Raw genomic sequence first — 15,511 nt, forward strand, 5'->3', positions numbered from 1 at the left:
GACAAAATCGCTACATTTTTGCGTCATGCCAGGTGAGCGCTCTTTTCTCCAGAAGCAGAAAGCCCTGGTTCAGCAGGTAACCCAAGATCCCGAGTAGTACGATCGCCCCCCACACGCCCGGCAGGTCGAACGCCCGCTGCGCCGCCCGCAGCTGGAACCCGATGCCCTCGGTGCTGAAGAACTCCGCGATGACCATGAGGATCAGCGCCAAGGACAGGCTGAGCCGCAACCCCGCGAAGATCTTGGGCGCCGCCGACGGCAGGATGACGCGCGCGAGCCGCTGCCCGCGGCTCAGCCCGAACACCCGCGCCGTCTCCAGATGCCCCGGCTCCACGCTGCGCGCCCCGTCGGCCGCGTTGAACAGCACCGGCCACACGATCCCGAACGTGATCGTGGCGACCTGCATCCGCGTGCCCGTCGAGAACAACGCCAGGAACATCGGCAGCAACGCCGGCGCCGGCAACGCCCGGCCGAACTGGATGATCGGGTCGAGGAAACGGTAGAGCAGCGACGAGCGGCCGATGGCCACGCCGAGCGTCACCCCGCCCACCCCGGCCAGCACCCAGCCCGCCAGCAGGCGTCCCAGGCTCTGGGGGAAGTTGGCCAGGGCGGTGTCGTTCAGCCAGAGCGTGGCGGGGGAGCCGGTGAACCACAGCTCGCGCATGTGGGTGACGATGAGCGACGGCGGCGGGAAGAACGGGTGCCGCATCGCGCGGGTGGCCAGCTCCCACACGAGGAGCACGACCGGCACGATCCACAGCCTGGCCAGCCGCGACAGCGCCGCCCGGAGCGCCGTGCCGACCCGCGGGCCGAATGAGCGCCTGGTCGAGAGGCCCTTCGTGGGGGCGGGGGGCCGGGTGGTCATCGGGCCGTTCCCGGGTGCCAGTGGAAGATGCGGCGCTCCGCCCAGACGAACGCGCCGTTCGTGGCGATGCCGAGCAGCCCGGCCCAGACGGTGGCCGCGACGGTCAGCGTGAGGCCGTCCGGGCTGCTGCCGGCCAGGATGATGAACGCGCCGATCCCGTCCGAGCCGCCCGCCAGCAGCTCGGTGCTGATGGCCAGGATGAGCGCGATCGTGGCCGCCACCCGCACCCCGGTCGCGATGAACGGGGCCGTGCTCGGCAACGAGACCCGCAGCAGCACCGCCAGCCGGCCGAAGCCGAACGTCCGCAACGTCTCCTTGGCCAGGGGATCGACCTCCCTGAGCCCGTACATGGTGTTGATCAGGATCGGCCACGTGGACGCGTACATGATCATTGCGATCTTCATGTCCAGCCGCTCGGTGAACACGAACGCCGCGAGCGGGATGAGCGCCACGGACGGGATCGGCCGCAGGAACTCGATCACCGGCCGCAACGCCCGCTCCACCGCCGGCACGCTGCCCAGCAGCAGCCCGGCCGGTACGGCGACCGCCACCGTCAGCGCCAGCCCCATCGCCCACGCGGCGAAGGTGGCGCCGACGTCCAGCAGGAATTCCGGATCGGCCGCCAGCCCGGCCGCGGCGACCAGCACCGTGGAGGCGAGCGGGAATTGCACGGTGGAAACGAGCCCGAGCCGGCCGGCCGCCTCCGCGAGAAGGAGCAGGCCGGTAACGCCGAGGAAACCGCAGAATAACGCGCTGTCGAAGGGACGCCGGAAAAGCAGCCGGGGGATCAACAGATCGCCCCGGTGGGGAGAAATGCCATGAAGCTCTCCATATTCTCCGAGACGGTGAATATGGAGCCAGCGTAACGATCAGTTGTGCGAATCGGCGAGTGCCTGCCGTCGGCCCGGGTTCAGCGGGTGGCCTCCAGGAGGAGGTCGGGGTCGCCGAAGTTGCCGGACTTCAGCAGGAGTGCCGGGCCGGACGGGACGAAGATCCAGGGGACGCCGCGCGCCGCCTCCGCCCCGATCACGCCGCCGGGCACCCCGAGCGCGCTCACCACCGCGCCCGACGTCTCGCCGCCCGCCGTGACCAGGCGGGTGACGCCCCGCTCCACCAGCCCGCGCGCGATGCGGCCGATGGCCGACTCCAGGAGCGCCGCCGACCGCTCGGCCCCCAGGGCCTGCTGGACCCGGCGCAGCTTCGCCGGCTCCAGCGACGAGTAGATCAAGGGGGCGCCGTCTCTCGCGTCGAGGGCGTCGTACCAGGCCAGGGCGCGCCGGGCGAGCGAGTCGGCGTCCTGCTCGGTCAGCGCGTCGAGCCGGTGCGCCGGCCGTCCCGCCTCGATCATGACCTGGACCTGCTCCAACGTGCGGGACGAGCAACTGCCCGCCAGCACCGCGGCTGGCCCCGACGGCTCGGGCGCGGCCGTCTCCTCCTGCCCGGCCGCCCCGGCGCGGGCCGCGGCCAGCCCGCCCGCGAGCCCCGCCGCCCCCGCCACCAGCGGCGCGCGGACCAGCGCGCGACCGGCCGTCATCAGGTCCTCCTCCGCCAGCGCGTCCACGAACGCGTACCGCACCCCCTGCTCGCGCAGCTCCGCCAGCCGCCGCTCGACCGCCTGCCCGCGCACGTGCGGCAGCGTCACCACCCCCGACCGGTAGGCGCTCTGGGCCTCCAGCAGGCGCGGCAGGTACGAGTCGGTCATCGGGGTGAGCGGGTGGTGGCGCATGTGGGACTCGCCGAGCAGCACGTCCCCGACGAACAGGTAGCCGTTGTACTGCGTGCGGCCGTGCTCCGGCGAGCTGGGCGTCATCGGGACGATGGGCGCCTCCAGCGCGTCGGCCAGCGCGTCCAGCACCGGGCCGATGTTGCCCTCCGGAGTGGAGTCGAAGGTGGAGCAGTACTTGAAGTAGACCTGCTCGGCGGCGCCGTGCGCGCGCAGCCAGCGCAGCGCGCGCAGGGAACGGGCCACCGCGTCGGCCTTGTGGACCGTGCGGGTCTTGAGCGCGATCACGACGGCGTCGTGCTCGGGGGGCTGGGCGCCCTGCGGCGGGAGCCCGAAGTAGAGGAGGGTGCGGAGGCCCCGGCGGCGCAGCGCCACGGCGACGTCGGTCGCGCCGGTGAAGTCGTCCGCGATGGCGCCGATCATGGGTGCCCCGCCGGGCGGGTGTCGATGCTGTCGTCCTGCGAGTCGAACATGATGCCGACGTTATCCGCGTCCGGTCACCGGACGGTCCCGCGCCCCTGGCGCGGTATAGATCGTGACGGTATGGCGCATAACGGTCAGCTCGTGATGGTCTGGTCGCGCAGCTCGAAGTAGCTGGTGTGATCGGTCTGCAAGTAGGCGTGGAAGTTCTGCGCCATGCTGCGGGCCGACTTGTCGGCGGTGACGATCGTGACGACCACGTAGTTCCTGGACGCACCCGAGAGGATCTTGCCGTAGACGTACCGGGTGAGGGCCTTGTCCTGGCGCCACTTGACAGCGTCCGACGACAGCTTCGCCAGCCGGTCGGCCGTCGTCTTGGCGGCCTGGTCCGTGGGGAAGGACAGGATGACCTGCACCGCCTTCAGGTGGCCGCTGTAGGCGGAATAGGCGAGCTGGACCGCCCTGCGGCACTTGTTCTTCGCCAGCACGCCCTGGCCGTCCACCGGGGTGCACGAGCTGTACGTCCAGCCGCCGACCTTGTCGGCCTTGAACTTGATGCCGCCCAGCGCGAAGTTCCAGTCGTCGAACTCCTGGTGCGTGATCGGCGAGCCCGGCTGCGCCTGCTTCGAGGTCGCCGGGGTGTCGTCCGGGGTCGTGGAGGGGGAGGCGGAGGGAGCCGTCGTGGGCTGGTTCGACGGGTCGGGGGTGCGCGGCGGTGCGGGGTCGGACGTGGTGGGGGTGCTGCTCGGCAGGGCGACGGTGGGCGCCGGGTCCGAGGCCTTCAGGTACGCGTACGCGGCCCAGCCGCCACCCCCCAGGAGCAGCACGGCCAGGCCGGCCACCAGGGCGATGAGCAGCACGTTGCCGCCCTTGGCCGGGGGAGCGGGCGCATACCCGGGCGGCCCATACGGCGGCTGCCCACTGTGCGGCGGCGGGCCTGCGTATGGCGGCTGGCCCCCGCGTGACTGGCCCTCGCGTGACTGGCCTCCGTGTGACTGGCCCCCGTGCGAGGGCTGGCCTGCGTGAGGCTGGCCGCCGTATGGCGGTTGCCCTCCGTGGGGCCGGCCTCCGTGCGGGAGCTGGCCTGCGTGCGGCGGTGCACCGAGTCCGTAGGCGCTCGGGGTGGCAGGCGCCGCACCGGGCGCCTGGGTGGCCGGGGCGGTGGGCGGTTGCCCGTAGCCCGGTTGCCCGTGGCCGGGCTGTCCGTAGCCCGGCTGTCCGTAGCCTGGTTGCTGCGTGCCGGGGCCGTATGGCGGGTGGCCCGGGCCGGGCTGGTGCGGGCCCTGGCTGGGTGGCGGGCCGTACCCCTGGCCCTGGCCGGGCGGTGGGCCGTAGCCCTGAGGGGGGCCGTAGGTCGGGGGAGGGCCGTAGGCGGGGGCGTGGCTTCCTTGCGGCGCTCCCTGGCCCTGTGCGCCGCCCCACGGTCCTGGCTGGTGGGGCTGGGGTTGCGGAGGCTGCGGAGGGTGTGCCATGCCCCCATTGTGGTGCAGCCCCCCACCTTCTGCCCCAATTACCCCACCAATCGCCACACGGGACAGCCCGGCACCCCCGCGATGCTTTGGTCGTCGGCCCCCAGACCAAGGTCGGATGCCCGGCGGGGCCGGCCGTCCGTAGCTTCGGCGGCATGACAGAAGTGCGCACGCCACACGCCGGTGGCGGCGGCCGGATCCATGAGGTGGACGTGGTGCGCGGGTTCGCGCTCGCGGGCATCCTGGTGGCCAACATCGGCTTCTTCGCCGACCCCGGCTACGCCGTGAACGGCACCCTGCCCATGCCCGGCGGCCCGGTGGCCCTGGTCGTCACCACGCTCGTGCTGGGCAAGTTCTACATCATCTTCTCGTTCCTGTTCGGCTACTCGTTCACGTTGCAGATGCGCTCGGCGGAGCGGGCGGGCGCGAGCGTGCGGGCCAGGACGTTGCGTCGCTGCCTGGGCCTGTTCGTGATCGGCGTCGCGCACGGGGTCCTGTTGTGGATCGGCGACATCCTCACCTTGTACGCGGTGCTCGGCCTGGTCCTGCTCGCGTTGCGCGGCATCCGGCCGAGGACGGCCGTGGTGACGGGCACGGTCATCGTGGCCGTGCTGGCCCTGCTGTGGGCGGGGCTGGCGGCGCTGTCCACGCTGGACCCGTCCGCCGGCCAGGCCCCGCCCGCCGACCTGGCGGCGGCGGCCCGCTCGCTGGCCCTGGCCACCGGCAGCCCGCTCGACGTGCTGACCCTGCAGCTGGAGCTCTATCCGCCGCTCGTCGCGATGGTGTGGATCTTCCAGGGGCCGATGGCGCTGGCGATGTTCCTGTTCGGGCTGGCGGCGGGTAAGGCGCGGGTGCTGGAGGAGACCGGGCGGTGGTGGCACCTGGCGCGGCGTGTCCAGTGGATCGGTTTCGGTCTCGGGTTGCCGGGCGGGGTGCTGCTCGCGGTGACGTCGTCCATGCCGGGTATGGGGGAGCTGGTGGGGCAGGCGGTCAGCACGGTCACGTCGGTGCCGCTGGCCGCCGCGTACGTGGTGACCCTGCTGCGCGTGACCCGCCGCTTCCCCGCGGCGGGGCGCGCGCTGGCGCCGGCGGGGCGGGTCGCGGCCTCCAACTACGTCGGGCAGTCGGTGCTGTGCTGCCTGGTCTTCACCGGGTACGGCCTGGCGCTGGCGGGCAGGCTGTCACCGCTCGCCGTGATGGGCGTGGCCCTGGCGATCTACACGTTCCTGCTGGCGCTGAGCGCGTGGTGGCTGCGTACGCACCGATATGGCCCGGTCGAGTACGTGCTGCGCCGCGTCACGAACGGCGCTCAGGCGACGGCGGCGCAGCGGCGGTAGCGGCCGGGCGGCACGCCGAACTCCCGCTTGAAGGCGTTGCCGAACGCGAACTCCGAGGTGTACCCCACCTTTTCGGCCACCTCCGCCACCGACGCGTCGGACTCGCGCAGCATGCGGGCCGCGCTCGCCAGCCGCCACCAGGTCAGGTACGCCAGCGGCGCCTGCCCGACCAGGGCCGTGAAGCGCCGCGCGAAGCCGGCCCGCGACAGGCCGGCGTGCGCGCCCAGCGACTCGACCGTCCAGCGGCGGCCCGGCTCGCAGTGGATGGCGTTGAGGGCGCGGCCGATGGCGGGGTCGGCCAGCGCGGCGGCCCAGCCGGACAGCGTGCACGGCTCGTCGTCGCCCTCGAACCAGGCCCGCAGGATGTACAGCTGCAACATGTCGAGCAGGGACGACACGACGGTGTCGGCGCCGGGCCGAGGGTTCTCGATCTCGCCGGCGAGCAGCTGGACGGCGGACCTCAGCTCGGGCTGGCAGCCGAGCTTGGCGGGCAGGTGGATCACGGCGGGCAGCGAGCCCAGGATGGGGTGGATACGATCGGGGGCGGTACGGTAGCCGCAGGACAGGATCACCGTCTCTGCCCCCTCGCCCTCGAAGCCCGCCGAGGAGAACAACTCGGAGTGCGGCCCGCAGTCCGACTTGGTCAGCGGCGTCGAGGGGTCGTCGGCCAGCCCGAACCCGTCGCCGTGCGGCAGGAACACCACGTCTCCCACGCCCAGCCGGACCGGCTCGCCCTCCTCGGGCAGCAACCAGCAGGACCCGCGCAGCACCACGTGGAACCCGGCGGACCCGGGCGTCGTGGGGAACGCCCGCCCCCAGGGCGCCCGCCAGGAGACGCGGGAGGAGACCGGCCGCCCGGTCCGCATGAACGCGACCACGTCGCTCAGCACATCCACAAGTGACGAGTCTAACCCCTGAGACGATCGCGTATAAAACTGAGCTGACAACGCATTCAGTATCTCAGCCTTCCCCCGTACGGTGATTCGGGTAACCGAACCCCTGAGAGGGAGCACTGACATGCAGAAGGTAGGCATCATCCTGGGCAGCACCCGTCCCGGACGCAACGGCGACGTGGTGGCGCAGTGGGTGCACGATCTGGCGGTCAAGCGGGGCGACGCCGAGTACGAGATCGTCGACCTGAAGGACTACGACCTGGGCCACCTGGACGAGCCCCAGCACCCCGCCATGGGCGAGTACCAGCACGAGCACACCAAGCGCTGGTCGGCCAAGATCTCGTCCCTGGACGCGTTCGTGTTCGTGACCCCGGAGTACAACAACTCCTTCCCGGGCGCGCTCAAGGATGCCATCGACTTCCTGTACACGGAGTGGGCCAACAAGGTCGCCGGGTTCGTCGGGTACGGCGTGGACGGGGCGCCGCGGGCGATCCAGCACCTCAAGCACGTCCTGGGCCTGCTCAACGTGGCCACCACGTCCGGATCGGTCGGGCTGTCCATCCACACCGACTTCGTCGACGGCTTCAACCCCGCCCCGCACCACGAGGACCGGCTCAACGGCGTCCTCGACCAGGTGCACACGTGGGGGACGGCCCTGCGCCCGCTGAGGGGGTGACCCTATTACGTATTTATCCGGCCATGCCGCCCCTCTAGGGAAGCACGATCCTGGAGCAGGGGGTGAGCATGCGGCCGGACCTCGCCGGAGCGGCCGCGCCCAGGATCGCCGAGACCCCCGCCGAGCCGAGCGCGGTCTTGCTGCGGGGCAGCGCCCTGCTCGGCGGGTATCTCTCCCGGACGCACCCCGGCTGGGCGGGTATCTCTCCCGTACGCACCCCTGCCCGGTGCGCATCTCGCCGGGACGTGCCCCGGACGTGCCCCTGGCTCGGCGGCGGAGGGCCCCTCAGGCCGACTCGGCCACGATGGCGGCGAGGGTCTGGGCGGTGGTGAAGTCGGGGGCGAGCCGGTTCTTCGTGACGGCGAACGCCACGCCCGTCGCGGTGTCGGCGCAGGCGTAGCTGCCGCCGCTGCCCGCCCACCCGAACACGGTCGGCGTGTCGTCGGGATCGGTGCCGAGGCGGCCGACGGCGTAGCCGTTCGCGAGCACGGCGCGGTTGCCGAACACCCGGTCCACGTCGTCCACGACGGGCGTGCCGATCTCGCGCAGCCGCTCCGCCGAGATCAGCCGCACACCGTCGACGGGGCCGAGCAGCGCGGCGTACATGCGGGCCGCCGCCCGCGCGGTGAACTGGCCCGCCGCCGGGATGGCCGCGGTCAGCACGTCGGCCCGGTTCCCGAACGCGGCCGTGGGCAGCACGCCGCGCGGCGCCACGGCGAGCACGGGCGAGCCATCAGGCGGCGCGGCGCCGTTCCCTGGTGCGTCTTCGAGGCGGGCGAGCCGTCGCAGCTCGGCCCGTGGCACGCCGAGGAACAGCTCGCCGGGCACCTTCAGGGGCGCGGCCACCTCGTCCGCGAACGCCTTGGAGACGAGCACGCCGGTGACCCGCCGCACGACCTCGCCGACGATGTGGCCGAAGGTGTAGGAGTGGTAGCCGGTGCCGGTGCCCGGCTGCCACCACGGCCGGGCGTCGGCGATCAGCGCGCACATGCGGTGCCAGTCGCACAGGTGCTCGGGCGTGAGGTCCGGCGGCAGGCCGGGGACGCCGGTCGCGTGCGTCAGCGCGTCCCTGATCGTGGCGGTGTCCTTGCCGTGCGCGCCGAACGCGGGCCAGATCCGGGCGATCGGGGTGTCGTAGCGCAGGGCGCCGCGCTCGGCGAGCACGTGGACGAGGGTGGCGGTCAGGCCCTTGCCGGCCGAGAAGGCGTGGAACGGCGTGTCAGGGGTGACCGGCCGCCCGGTCGCGGGGTCGGCCAGCCCGGCGACGACGTCGGCGACCTGCTCGCCGTGCCGGTAGACGGCGATCTGCAGCCCGCGCTCGGCCCCGGAGCGGACGAGCTCGTCGGCGGCGTCCTGGAGCCTGCGCTGCAAGGCGGTCAAGGGCGCCTCACCCGGCTTCCGCGCGGTGCACGAGGGCGGCGATGCGGGCGGTGAGCTCGGGCCACAGTGCCCTGGGCAGGTTGTGGCCCATGCCGTCGATGACGACCAGCTCGGCCCCGGGGATGGCCGCCGCCGTGGCCCTGCCCCCGCTGACGTCGCACATCAGGTCGTCGGCGCCGTGGATCACCAGCGTCGGCACCTGTACGGAACGCAGCCGCGCCGTGCGGTCGCCGGAGGCGATGACCGCGACGCTCTGCCGCGCCACCCCCGTGGGGTCGTAGGCCCGGTCGTAGGCGAGGGTGGCGCGCTCGCGCAGCTCGTCGTCGGCGGCCGGGTAGCCGGGCGAGCCGACGAGCCGGAACGCCCGCACCCAGTGCTCGATCACGTCTTCCCTGGTGCGCGGCGGCGGCCCGGTCATCCGGGCCAGGGCCTCGCGGTCGGCGCCGCCCACGCCGGGCGCCCCCGTCGTGCTCATGATCGAGGTCAGGGACCTGATCCGGGAGGGATGCTCGATCGCCACCGTCTGGGCGATCATCCCGCCCATGGATGCGCCGACGAGGTGCGCGCTGCCGAGCCCCAGCGCGTCGAGCAGCCCGACGGTGTCGGCCGCCAGGTCGGACAGCGTGTAGGCGGCCGAGGACGCGTCGCCGGCCAGCGCCGCCGCCAGGTGGGGCTTCGGCGCGTCGTGGAAGTGGGTGGACAGCCCGGCGTCGCGGTTGTCGAACCTGATCACGTGGCAGCCCCGGGCGGCGAGCTCGGCGCAGAAGCCGTCGGGCCAGTGGATGAGCTGCCCGCCGGCGCCCATCACGAGCAGCACGGGCGGCGCCTGCGGGTCGCCGAGCCGTTCGTACGCGATCTCGATCTTGGACGGGCCGACGCCGAACGCCTTTTCCTCGCTCATTCGCGGCACCACCTCCTCACCGGCCATCGTATTTCTTCCGAATGGCCGCGCGGAGAGCCGCTGAATGGCGGGGAAATACTTTTTCAGGGCTTGCGCGCGACGCCGGCCAGCACGTTGTAATGCGTCAGGTCCTGGCGGATGTGGTCGCCGGGCTGGCTGCGCCATTCGGCCAGCGGCACCAGGCCGGGCTCGATGAGCTCCAGGTCGCCGAAGTACGACGCGATCTCGGCCCGCGTGCGCCAGCGGCCCGTGCCGAGGTTCTTGTTGAAGTCGCGCTCCGCCTCCACGGCGATCCTGGACGCCTCCGGGTGCTCGTCGCCGGGGTTGTGGAAGTGCACGATGGCGAGATGGCTGCCCGGGGCGAGGACCGAGCGGAAGCGCTCCATCACGCCGGAAGGGTCCTCGTCGTCGTGGAGGTGGTGCAGCACGGAGACGAGCAGCAGCCCGAGCGGCCGGCTGAAGTCGAGGTGCGCGCGGACCTCGGGGTGCTCCAGGATCCCGGCCGGGTCGCGGATGTCACCGGGGACGACGGTGGTGACGTCGTTCGTGGCCAGCAGCGCCCGGCCGTGGGCCAGCACCACCGGGTCGTTGTCCACGTAGACGACGTGCGCCTCCGGCGCCACCGCCTGGGCGATCTCGTGTACGTTGCCCTGCGTGGGCAGCCCGGAGCCGAGATCGAGAAACTGCCGGATGCCGGCCTCGGCCGCCATGTGGTGCACGGCGCGGCGCAGGAACGCCCGGTTGGCCCGGCCCGCCTCCCGCGCGTCGGGGGCGATTTTCAGTGCCTCTTCGGCCACCTTGCGGTCGACCTCGAAGTTGTCCTTGCCGCCGAGGAAATAGTCGTAGACGCGGGCGATGCTGGGCTTGGTGGGGTCTACTCCGGGTGGCACCCATTCCTGCATGAAACGAAATCGTAGTCCGAAGGGCGGGGGTGCCAAGCGGGTGATTCATCAGAAATTCGTCGGAGTTTCCGTGGACCCGGCGGTGACGTTGTTCACCGTGCTCACGGCCGAAAAACCGGCCAGGAATCCGCTGCTGGTCGTCCACGGCGGCCCCGATTGGGACCACTCCTACCTGCGTGACCCGCTCGTCCGGCTCGCCGACCACCATGACCTGATATTTCCGGACCTGCGGGGTTGCGGGCGGTCCACCCGAGGGCTGCCCGACGACCAGTACACCCCCGACGCCGCCACCGCCGACCTCGCCGCCCTCCTCGACGCGCTCGGCGTGACCCAGGCGGACGTGCTCGGCTTCTCCTACGGCGGCCTGATCGCGCAGCGCCTCGCCCTGGCCGCGCCCGGCCGCGTGCGCCGGCTCGTCATCGCCTCCAGCACCGTGCTGCCGGTGCCCGCCGACGCGTTCGACGGCTGGCCGGAACGCGCCCGCCGAACCGCCGCCGAGGCGGCCGTGTGGTCGGAAGCGGACGTGCGCTCCCAGGCGGACGTGCGGTCCCAGGCGGATGTGGCGTCCGGCCCGGCGCTGTCGGGGCCCGGGCTGACGAGGGCGGCGGCGTTCGCGGGGCCGAGGCCGCCGTCTGGCGCGCCGCGTCCCTGCCCGCCTACCGCGAGCGCCTTTCCCGCATCCGCTTCTCGGCCGAATGGCTGCGCCCGTGGCGCGCGGGCACGCTGCCCACCGCCCGCGTCGACCACGCACCGGAACGCCTGGCCGCGCTCGGCATCCCGATCCTGATGCTGCACGGCCGGCAGGACATGACGTTCCCCGCCGCATTGGCCGAGCGGGCCGCGCGGCTCATCCCGTACGCCCGCGCCGCGATCCTCGACGAGGCCGGCCACATGGCGCACGTGGACCAGCCGGGCCCGTGGCTGGAGGCCGTGTCCGGCTTTCTCCGGTGAAGGTCAGAACTGACGGCGCCGCACCAGCCACAGGCACAGCCCCACGAGCCCCAGGGTGAGCACGGTGTAGATGCCGGTCTCGTACCACTGCAGCGCCCAGAACCGGCTGGAGGGCTGGAAGGTGACGTCCTGCCGGTAACCCAGCCGGTTGGCCTCGTCGAGGCACAGGTCCCGGCCCTGCTCAGGCGGCCCTTCGACCGGCACACGGGGGCTGCAGGGGCCCGTGTCGGTGGCGACGGGGACGACGGCGCCGCCGGGAGCCGGCTCGGCCACGTTGACCAGGCTCGACGGGCCGACGATGCGGCTCGACAGCGTCCAGGCGCCGGGGTCCCCCGGCACCCGGCCGTCCGCGACCACGACCACGGCCCCGTCCGGGCCGCGCATGAGCTGGTCCACGTTCGCGGGCGAGAGCGCGAACGTGCCGTGCACCGGCGCGAGCAGGTGCGGCCTGACCAGGAGCGGCATGCCGATCTGGACCGCGGTGAAGAGCACCAGGGTGACGGCCATGGCGGGCAGGGGACGGCGGACGAGCAGCCCCACGGTGACCCCGAGGGCGAACGCGAAGGCCGCGTACCCGATGGGGGCGACGCCGCGCCCGGCGAACACCAGCGGCCCCATCAGCGGGAAGCCCACCGCGGCCCGGTCGAGCGCGGTGGCCCACCAGCTCGCCAGGAGGCCGCCCAGCCCGCCGGTCACGGCGGCCGCCGCGCCGACGAACGCGAGCTTGACGGCCAGCCAGCGGGTACGGGTGATGCTCTGGCTCCACACCAGCAGGTGCGTGCCCGCCTCCAGCTCCCGCGTGACCAGCGGCGCCCCCCAGAAGATCCCGACGAGGGCGGGCAGGAGGAGGGCGACGGCGGTGACGCCGACGAACGGGGTCTGGTGGTCGTCGAAGAACCGGTCGAGGAACCGCTCGCACGTGCCGCCCTGGCCGCACAGGGCGAGGCCGCGCTCGTACTGGTCGAGCAGGCTGGTGCGGCCGGCGGCGAGGAACGCGGCGAGCACGCCGAGCGCGGCGGCCGTCATGAGGGCGGCGGCGCGGAACTGCCGCCACGCCAGCCAGATCACCGCAGCACCGCCAGCGCGGGCCGGGCAGCGGGGACTGGCGCGGGGGCGGGGGCGGCCTGCTCCATGTAGGCCAGGACCAGGTCCTCCATGGTGAGCCGGCCGACCGACCAGGCCGGGTCGAGGATCGGCCCGCCGGTGCGGACGATCAGCGTGCTCTGCCGGTCGGTGTGGCGGGCGGAGACGACGTGCTGGTCCGCGGGCAGGCGGCCGGGGTCGCGGCGCGGGCCCGTCAGCCGGTGGTGGGTGGCCAGCAGCTCGTCGACCTCGCCCGCGAGACGCACCCGCGAGTCGGTGAGCACGATCAGGTGGTCGCAGGTGCGTTCGAGGTCGGAGACGAGGTGCGAGGAGAGCAGCACGCTCAGCTCGTGCTCGGCGGTGGCCTCCATGAGGCCGCGCAGGAAGTCGCGGCGGGCCAGCGGGTCGAGCGCGGCGACCGGCTCGTCCAGGATCAGCAGCTCCGGCCGCTTGGCCAGGCCCAGGGTGAGGGCGAGCTGGGCGCGCTCGCCGCCCGACAACCGGCCCGCCTTGCGGCCGGGGTCGAGGCCGAGCCGGTCGATCCGCTCGCGGGCCAGCGCCGAATCCCAGCGGGGGTTGAGCCGGGCGCCGAGCCGCAGGTGGTCGGCCACGGTCAGGCCCGCGTAGGTGGGGGTGTCCTGGGCGACGAAGCCGATCCTGGACAGCTGCGCCGGGTCGGCGGGCGGGCCGCCGAGCACGGTGACGGTGCCCGACGTCGGGGCGAGCTGGCCGGAGGCGAGCTTCAGCAGCGTGCTCTTGCCCGCGCCGTTGGGCCCGACCAGGCCGACGACGCGCCCCGCCGGGATGTCGAGCGTGCAGTCACGCAACGCCCAGCGCCGGCCGTACTTCTTGGCCAGGTCCTGGGCCTGTAAGGCAGCGGTCACGCGACGTCCTCCTGAGCCGTGTTCCGGAAGGTGGTCATGAACAGCGCCTCGATGCTCTCCTCGTCGAGCCCGGCCCGGCGGGCCTTGGCCAGCCAGTGCCGCAGCTCCTCGCGCAGCGGGCCGTGCGCGGCGAGCGTGGCGTCGGTCAGCGTCGCCGTCACGAACGTGCCGACGCCGGGCCGGGCGGCGACCAGCTTCTCGTGCTCCAGCTCCCGGTACGCCTTCAGCACCGTGTTGGGGTTGATCGCGAGCTGCGCCACGACCTCCTTGACCGTCGGCAACCGGTCGCCCTCACGCAGCAGGCCCAGCCGCATGGCGTGCCGCACCTGGCGGACGAGCTGCTGGTACGGCGACACGCCCGAGCCGCTGTCCAGATGGAACTCGATCACCGATTTCTCCATTTGACTAGTCTCGTGGTTCTTTCTAGGCCCCCGACCATACGGTGCCGGTAAAGAACCCGCCTCCGTCGCGGGACGGGTGCCCGGTTCGAGCGGTTCAAGTTCCCGCAAACAACCGCCGCACCCGGATTGGCGGCCCGGCGGCGCGGAATGATGCCGGGTTGTGGCGTCCCGTCCCCCCGAGGCACCCGGGGGAGTGATGAGCACCGAGACAGAGACGGCCGCCGCCGCGCGCAAGCTTCCGCTGCCGACCCTGACCGCCATGGTCGTCGGCTCGATGGTGGGCGCGGGCGTCTTCTCGCTGCCGCGCAACTTCGCCCAGGCCACCGGCGTGTGGGGGGCGGTGGTCGCGTGGGTGGTGGCCGGGTTCGGCATGCTGATGCTGGCCTTCGTCTTCCAGCTGCTCGCCGTGCGCCGGCCGGGGCTGAACGCGGGCGTCTACGCCTACGCGAAGGCGGGGTTCGGGGAGTTCCCCGGGTTCCTGTCGGCGTTCGGGTACTGGGCCAGCGCGTGCGTGGGCAACGTGTCGTACTGGGTGCTGATCAAGTCCACGCTCGGCGGGGTCGTGCCCGGCTTCGGGGAGGGGAACACGCTGCTCGCCGTGGGCATCTCGGCGATCGGCGTCTGGGCGTTCCACGCCATGATCATGCGCGGGGTGAGAGAGGCCGCCGCGATCAACAAGATCGTGACGGTGGCCAAGCTCATCCCCATCCTGCTGTTCGTCGTGATCCTCGCGGTGTCGCTGCGCGGCGGCGTGTTCGCCGGCAACCTGTGGGGCGGCGGGCACAGCTCGGCGGGCGCGCTGTTCGAGCAGGTCAAGGCCACGATGCTGGTGACGGTCTTCGTGTTTCTCGGGGTCGAGGGGGCCAGCGTCTACTCCCGCTACGCCCGGCGGCGCCAGGACGTCGGCCGGGCGACGGTGCTGGGCTTCCTCAGCGTGCTCGCGCTGTTCGCCTCGGTCTCGGTGCTCTCGTACGGGGTGCTGCCCCAGGAGGAGCTGGCCGGGATCCGCCAGCCGTCCATGGCCGGGGTGCTGGAGTCGGTGGTGGGGCCGTGGGGGTCGGCCTTCATCGGCGCCGGGCTGATCATCTCGGTGCTGGGCGCGTACCTGGCCTGGACGCTCATGGCGGCCGAGGTGCTGTACGTCGCGGCCAAGGACGACGACATGCCGGCCTTCCTCAAGCGGGACAACGGCCGGGACACGCCGGTGGCCGCGCTGCTGCTGACCAGCGGCCTCATCACCGCCGTGCTGGCGATCACCCTGTTCTCCGACGACGCCTTCGCCTTCACGCTCAAGCTGTGCAGCTCGTTGTCGCTGGTGCCGTACCTGCTGGCGGCCGCGTACGCGCTGAAGATCTCGCGCGTGCCGGACCGCGGCAGGGACCTGCTGGTGGCGGGGCTCGCGGTCGTCTACACCGCGTTCCTGATCTTCGCGGCGGGGTTGAAGTTCCTGCTGCTGTCGTGCGTCATCTACGCCCCCGGGATGATCCTGTTCGTCCTCACCAGGCGGGAGCGCGGCAGGCCCGCCTTCTCGCCCGGGGAGCTGGTCCTGGCCGCCGTCATCCTGATCGGCGCGGTCGCCGGCGTCGTGGCCCTGGCGACCCGGCTGATCACCATCTGAGTGGAGAG

Annotated in this window: 16 protein-coding genes; 5 read left to right on the plus strand and 11 right to left on the minus strand. The window is 72.7% G+C overall.

Translation table 11 applies throughout. The features are described 5' to 3' along the window. Positions 1-10 precede the first annotated feature (10 nt). The 4 genes from KIS93_RS40255 to KIS93_RS40270 form a co-directional block, all read right to left on the minus strand. Complete coding sequence (locus KIS93_RS40255; RefSeq protein WP_186404671.1) at positions 11-865, minus strand: ABC transporter permease; 855 nt, start codon at positions 863-865, stop codon at positions 11-13. Next, a complete protein-coding gene (locus tag KIS93_RS40260) occupies positions 862-1,536 on the minus strand; it encodes an ABC transporter permease (protein WP_230465569.1) in 675 nt (224 codons plus the stop codon). The genes KIS93_RS40255 and KIS93_RS40260 overlap by 4 nt, the downstream gene beginning before the upstream one ends. 239 nt (positions 1,537-1,775) lie before the next feature. Further along, positions 1,776-3,011 carry a 3-oxo-tetronate kinase gene (gene otnK / locus KIS93_RS40265; RefSeq protein WP_080042734.1) on the minus strand — a complete coding sequence of 412 codons (1,236 nt, stop codon included), beginning with the start codon at positions 3,009-3,011 and terminating at the stop codon, positions 1,776-1,778. A gap of 134 nt (positions 3,012-3,145) precedes the next feature. Continuing rightward, positions 3,146-3,868, minus strand: a complete 723-nt coding sequence (locus KIS93_RS40270; RefSeq protein WP_080042733.1) for a hypothetical protein — start codon at positions 3,866-3,868, stop codon at positions 3,146-3,148. A gap of 764 nt (positions 3,869-4,632) precedes the next feature. Between KIS93_RS40270 and KIS93_RS40275 the strand changes: the two genes are divergently transcribed. Next, positions 4,633-5,814 (plus strand): DUF418 domain-containing protein, encoded by a 1,182-nt coding sequence (locus tag KIS93_RS40275; RefSeq protein ID WP_080047234.1) that lies wholly within the window; start codon positions 4,633-4,635, stop codon positions 5,812-5,814. Here the strand turns inward: KIS93_RS40275 and KIS93_RS40280 are convergent. Next, entirely contained in the window at positions 5,787-6,710 is a 924-nt protein-coding gene (locus tag KIS93_RS40280; RefSeq protein WP_080042732.1) for an AraC family transcriptional regulator, read from the minus strand. The two genes, KIS93_RS40275 and KIS93_RS40280, sit on opposite strands and share 28 nt — an antisense overlap. 121 nt (positions 6,711-6,831) lie before the next feature. On the opposite strand from KIS93_RS40280, the gene KIS93_RS40285 reads away from it, so the two are divergent. Beyond that, on the plus strand, positions 6,832-7,383 hold the full coding sequence (locus tag KIS93_RS40285; protein ID WP_080042731.1) for an NADPH-dependent FMN reductase: 552 nt from the start codon (positions 6,832-6,834) through the stop codon (positions 7,381-7,383). Between the two features lie 285 nt (positions 7,384-7,668). Here KIS93_RS40285 and KIS93_RS40290 read toward each other — a convergent pair whose 3' ends face one another. The 3 genes from KIS93_RS40290 to KIS93_RS40300 all read right to left on the minus strand — a co-directional run bounded on the left by KIS93_RS40290 (position 7,669) and on the right by KIS93_RS40300 (position 10,566). Continuing rightward, positions 7,669-8,763 (minus strand): serine hydrolase domain-containing protein, encoded by a 1,095-nt coding sequence (locus KIS93_RS40290; protein ID WP_080042730.1) that lies wholly within the window; start codon positions 8,761-8,763, stop codon positions 7,669-7,671. Positions 8,764-8,770: 7 nt separating this feature from the next. Next, complete coding sequence (locus KIS93_RS40295; protein WP_080042729.1) at positions 8,771-9,664, minus strand: alpha/beta fold hydrolase; 894 nt, start codon at positions 9,662-9,664, stop codon at positions 8,771-8,773. Positions 9,665-9,747: 83 nt separating this feature from the next. Then, positions 9,748-10,566: an SAM-dependent methyltransferase gene (locus KIS93_RS40300; protein ID WP_080042728.1), complete on the minus strand. Its 819-nt coding sequence runs from the start codon at positions 10,564-10,566 to the stop codon at positions 9,748-9,750. A 40-nt stretch (positions 10,567-10,606) separates the two neighbouring features. Between KIS93_RS40300 and KIS93_RS40305 the strand changes: the two genes are divergently transcribed. Next, complete coding sequence (locus tag KIS93_RS40305) at positions 10,607-11,353, plus strand: alpha/beta fold hydrolase (RefSeq protein ID WP_230465568.1); 747 nt, start codon at positions 10,607-10,609, stop codon at positions 11,351-11,353. Next, positions 11,353-11,517, plus strand: coding sequence for an alpha/beta fold hydrolase (locus tag KIS93_RS66070; RefSeq protein ID WP_230465567.1), 165 nt, complete (start codon positions 11,353-11,355; stop codon positions 11,515-11,517). Before KIS93_RS40305 ends, KIS93_RS66070 begins: the two co-directional genes overlap by 1 nt. Positions 11,518-11,520: 3 nt before the next feature. On the opposite strand, the gene KIS93_RS40310 is transcribed toward KIS93_RS66070, so the two are convergent. Genes KIS93_RS40310 through KIS93_RS40320 form a run of 3 tightly spaced genes read right to left on the minus strand, consistent with a single transcriptional unit; the run spans position 11,521 to position 13,873 of the window. Next, positions 11,521-12,585 carry an ABC transporter permease gene (locus KIS93_RS40310; RefSeq protein ID WP_080042727.1) on the minus strand — a complete coding sequence of 355 codons (1,065 nt, stop codon included), beginning with the start codon at positions 12,583-12,585 and terminating at the stop codon, positions 11,521-11,523. Further along, positions 12,582-13,484: an ABC transporter ATP-binding protein gene (locus KIS93_RS40315; RefSeq protein WP_080042726.1), complete on the minus strand. Its 903-nt coding sequence runs from the start codon at positions 13,482-13,484 to the stop codon at positions 12,582-12,584. Before KIS93_RS40315 ends, KIS93_RS40310 begins: the two co-directional genes overlap by 4 nt. After that, a complete protein-coding gene (locus KIS93_RS40320) occupies positions 13,481-13,873 on the minus strand; it encodes a GntR family transcriptional regulator (RefSeq protein WP_080047233.1) in 393 nt (130 codons plus the stop codon). Before KIS93_RS40320 ends, KIS93_RS40315 begins: the two co-directional genes overlap by 4 nt. Before the next feature lie 208 nt (positions 13,874-14,081). On the opposite strand from KIS93_RS40320, the gene KIS93_RS40325 reads away from it, so the two are divergent. Then, positions 14,082-15,503 carry a basic amino acid/polyamine antiporter gene (locus tag KIS93_RS40325; RefSeq protein WP_080042725.1) on the plus strand — a complete coding sequence of 474 codons (1,422 nt, stop codon included), beginning with the start codon at positions 14,082-14,084 and terminating at the stop codon, positions 15,501-15,503. The last annotated feature ends 8 nt before the right edge of the window (positions 15,504-15,511 follow it).

Source organism: [Actinomadura] parvosata subsp. kistnae, assembly GCF_900323885.1.
GTDB classification, from domain to species: domain Bacteria; phylum Actinomycetota; class Actinomycetes; order Streptosporangiales; family Streptosporangiaceae; genus Nonomuraea; species Nonomuraea composti.

What these genes read in the sequence shown, in the direction of transcription:
- KIS93_RS40255 (WP_186404671.1), bottom strand. Translation starts at nt 865, where the DNA reads ATGACCACCCGGCCCCCCGCCCCCACGAAGGGCCTCTCGACCAGGCGC.
- KIS93_RS40275 (WP_080047234.1), top strand. Translation starts at nt 4,633, where the DNA reads ATGACAGAAGTGCGCACGCCACACGCCGGTGGCGGCGGCCGGATCCAT.
- otnK (WP_080042734.1), bottom strand. Translation starts at nt 3,011, where the DNA reads ATGATCGGCGCCATCGCGGACGACTTCACCGGCGCGACCGACGTCGCC.
- KIS93_RS40285 (WP_080042731.1), top strand. Translation starts at nt 6,832, where the DNA reads ATGCAGAAGGTAGGCATCATCCTGGGCAGCACCCGTCCCGGACGCAAC.
- KIS93_RS66070 (WP_230465567.1), top strand. Translation starts at nt 11,353, where the DNA reads ATGCTGCACGGCCGGCAGGACATGACGTTCCCCGCCGCATTGGCCGAG.
- KIS93_RS40325 (WP_080042725.1), top strand. Translation starts at nt 14,082, where the DNA reads ATGAGCACCGAGACAGAGACGGCCGCCGCCGCGCGCAAGCTTCCGCTG.
- KIS93_RS40300 (WP_080042728.1), bottom strand. Translation starts at nt 10,566, where the DNA reads ATGCAGGAATGGGTGCCACCCGGAGTAGACCCCACCAAGCCCAGCATC.
- KIS93_RS40295 (WP_080042729.1), bottom strand. Translation starts at nt 9,664, where the DNA reads ATGAGCGAGGAAAAGGCGTTCGGCGTCGGCCCGTCCAAGATCGAGATC.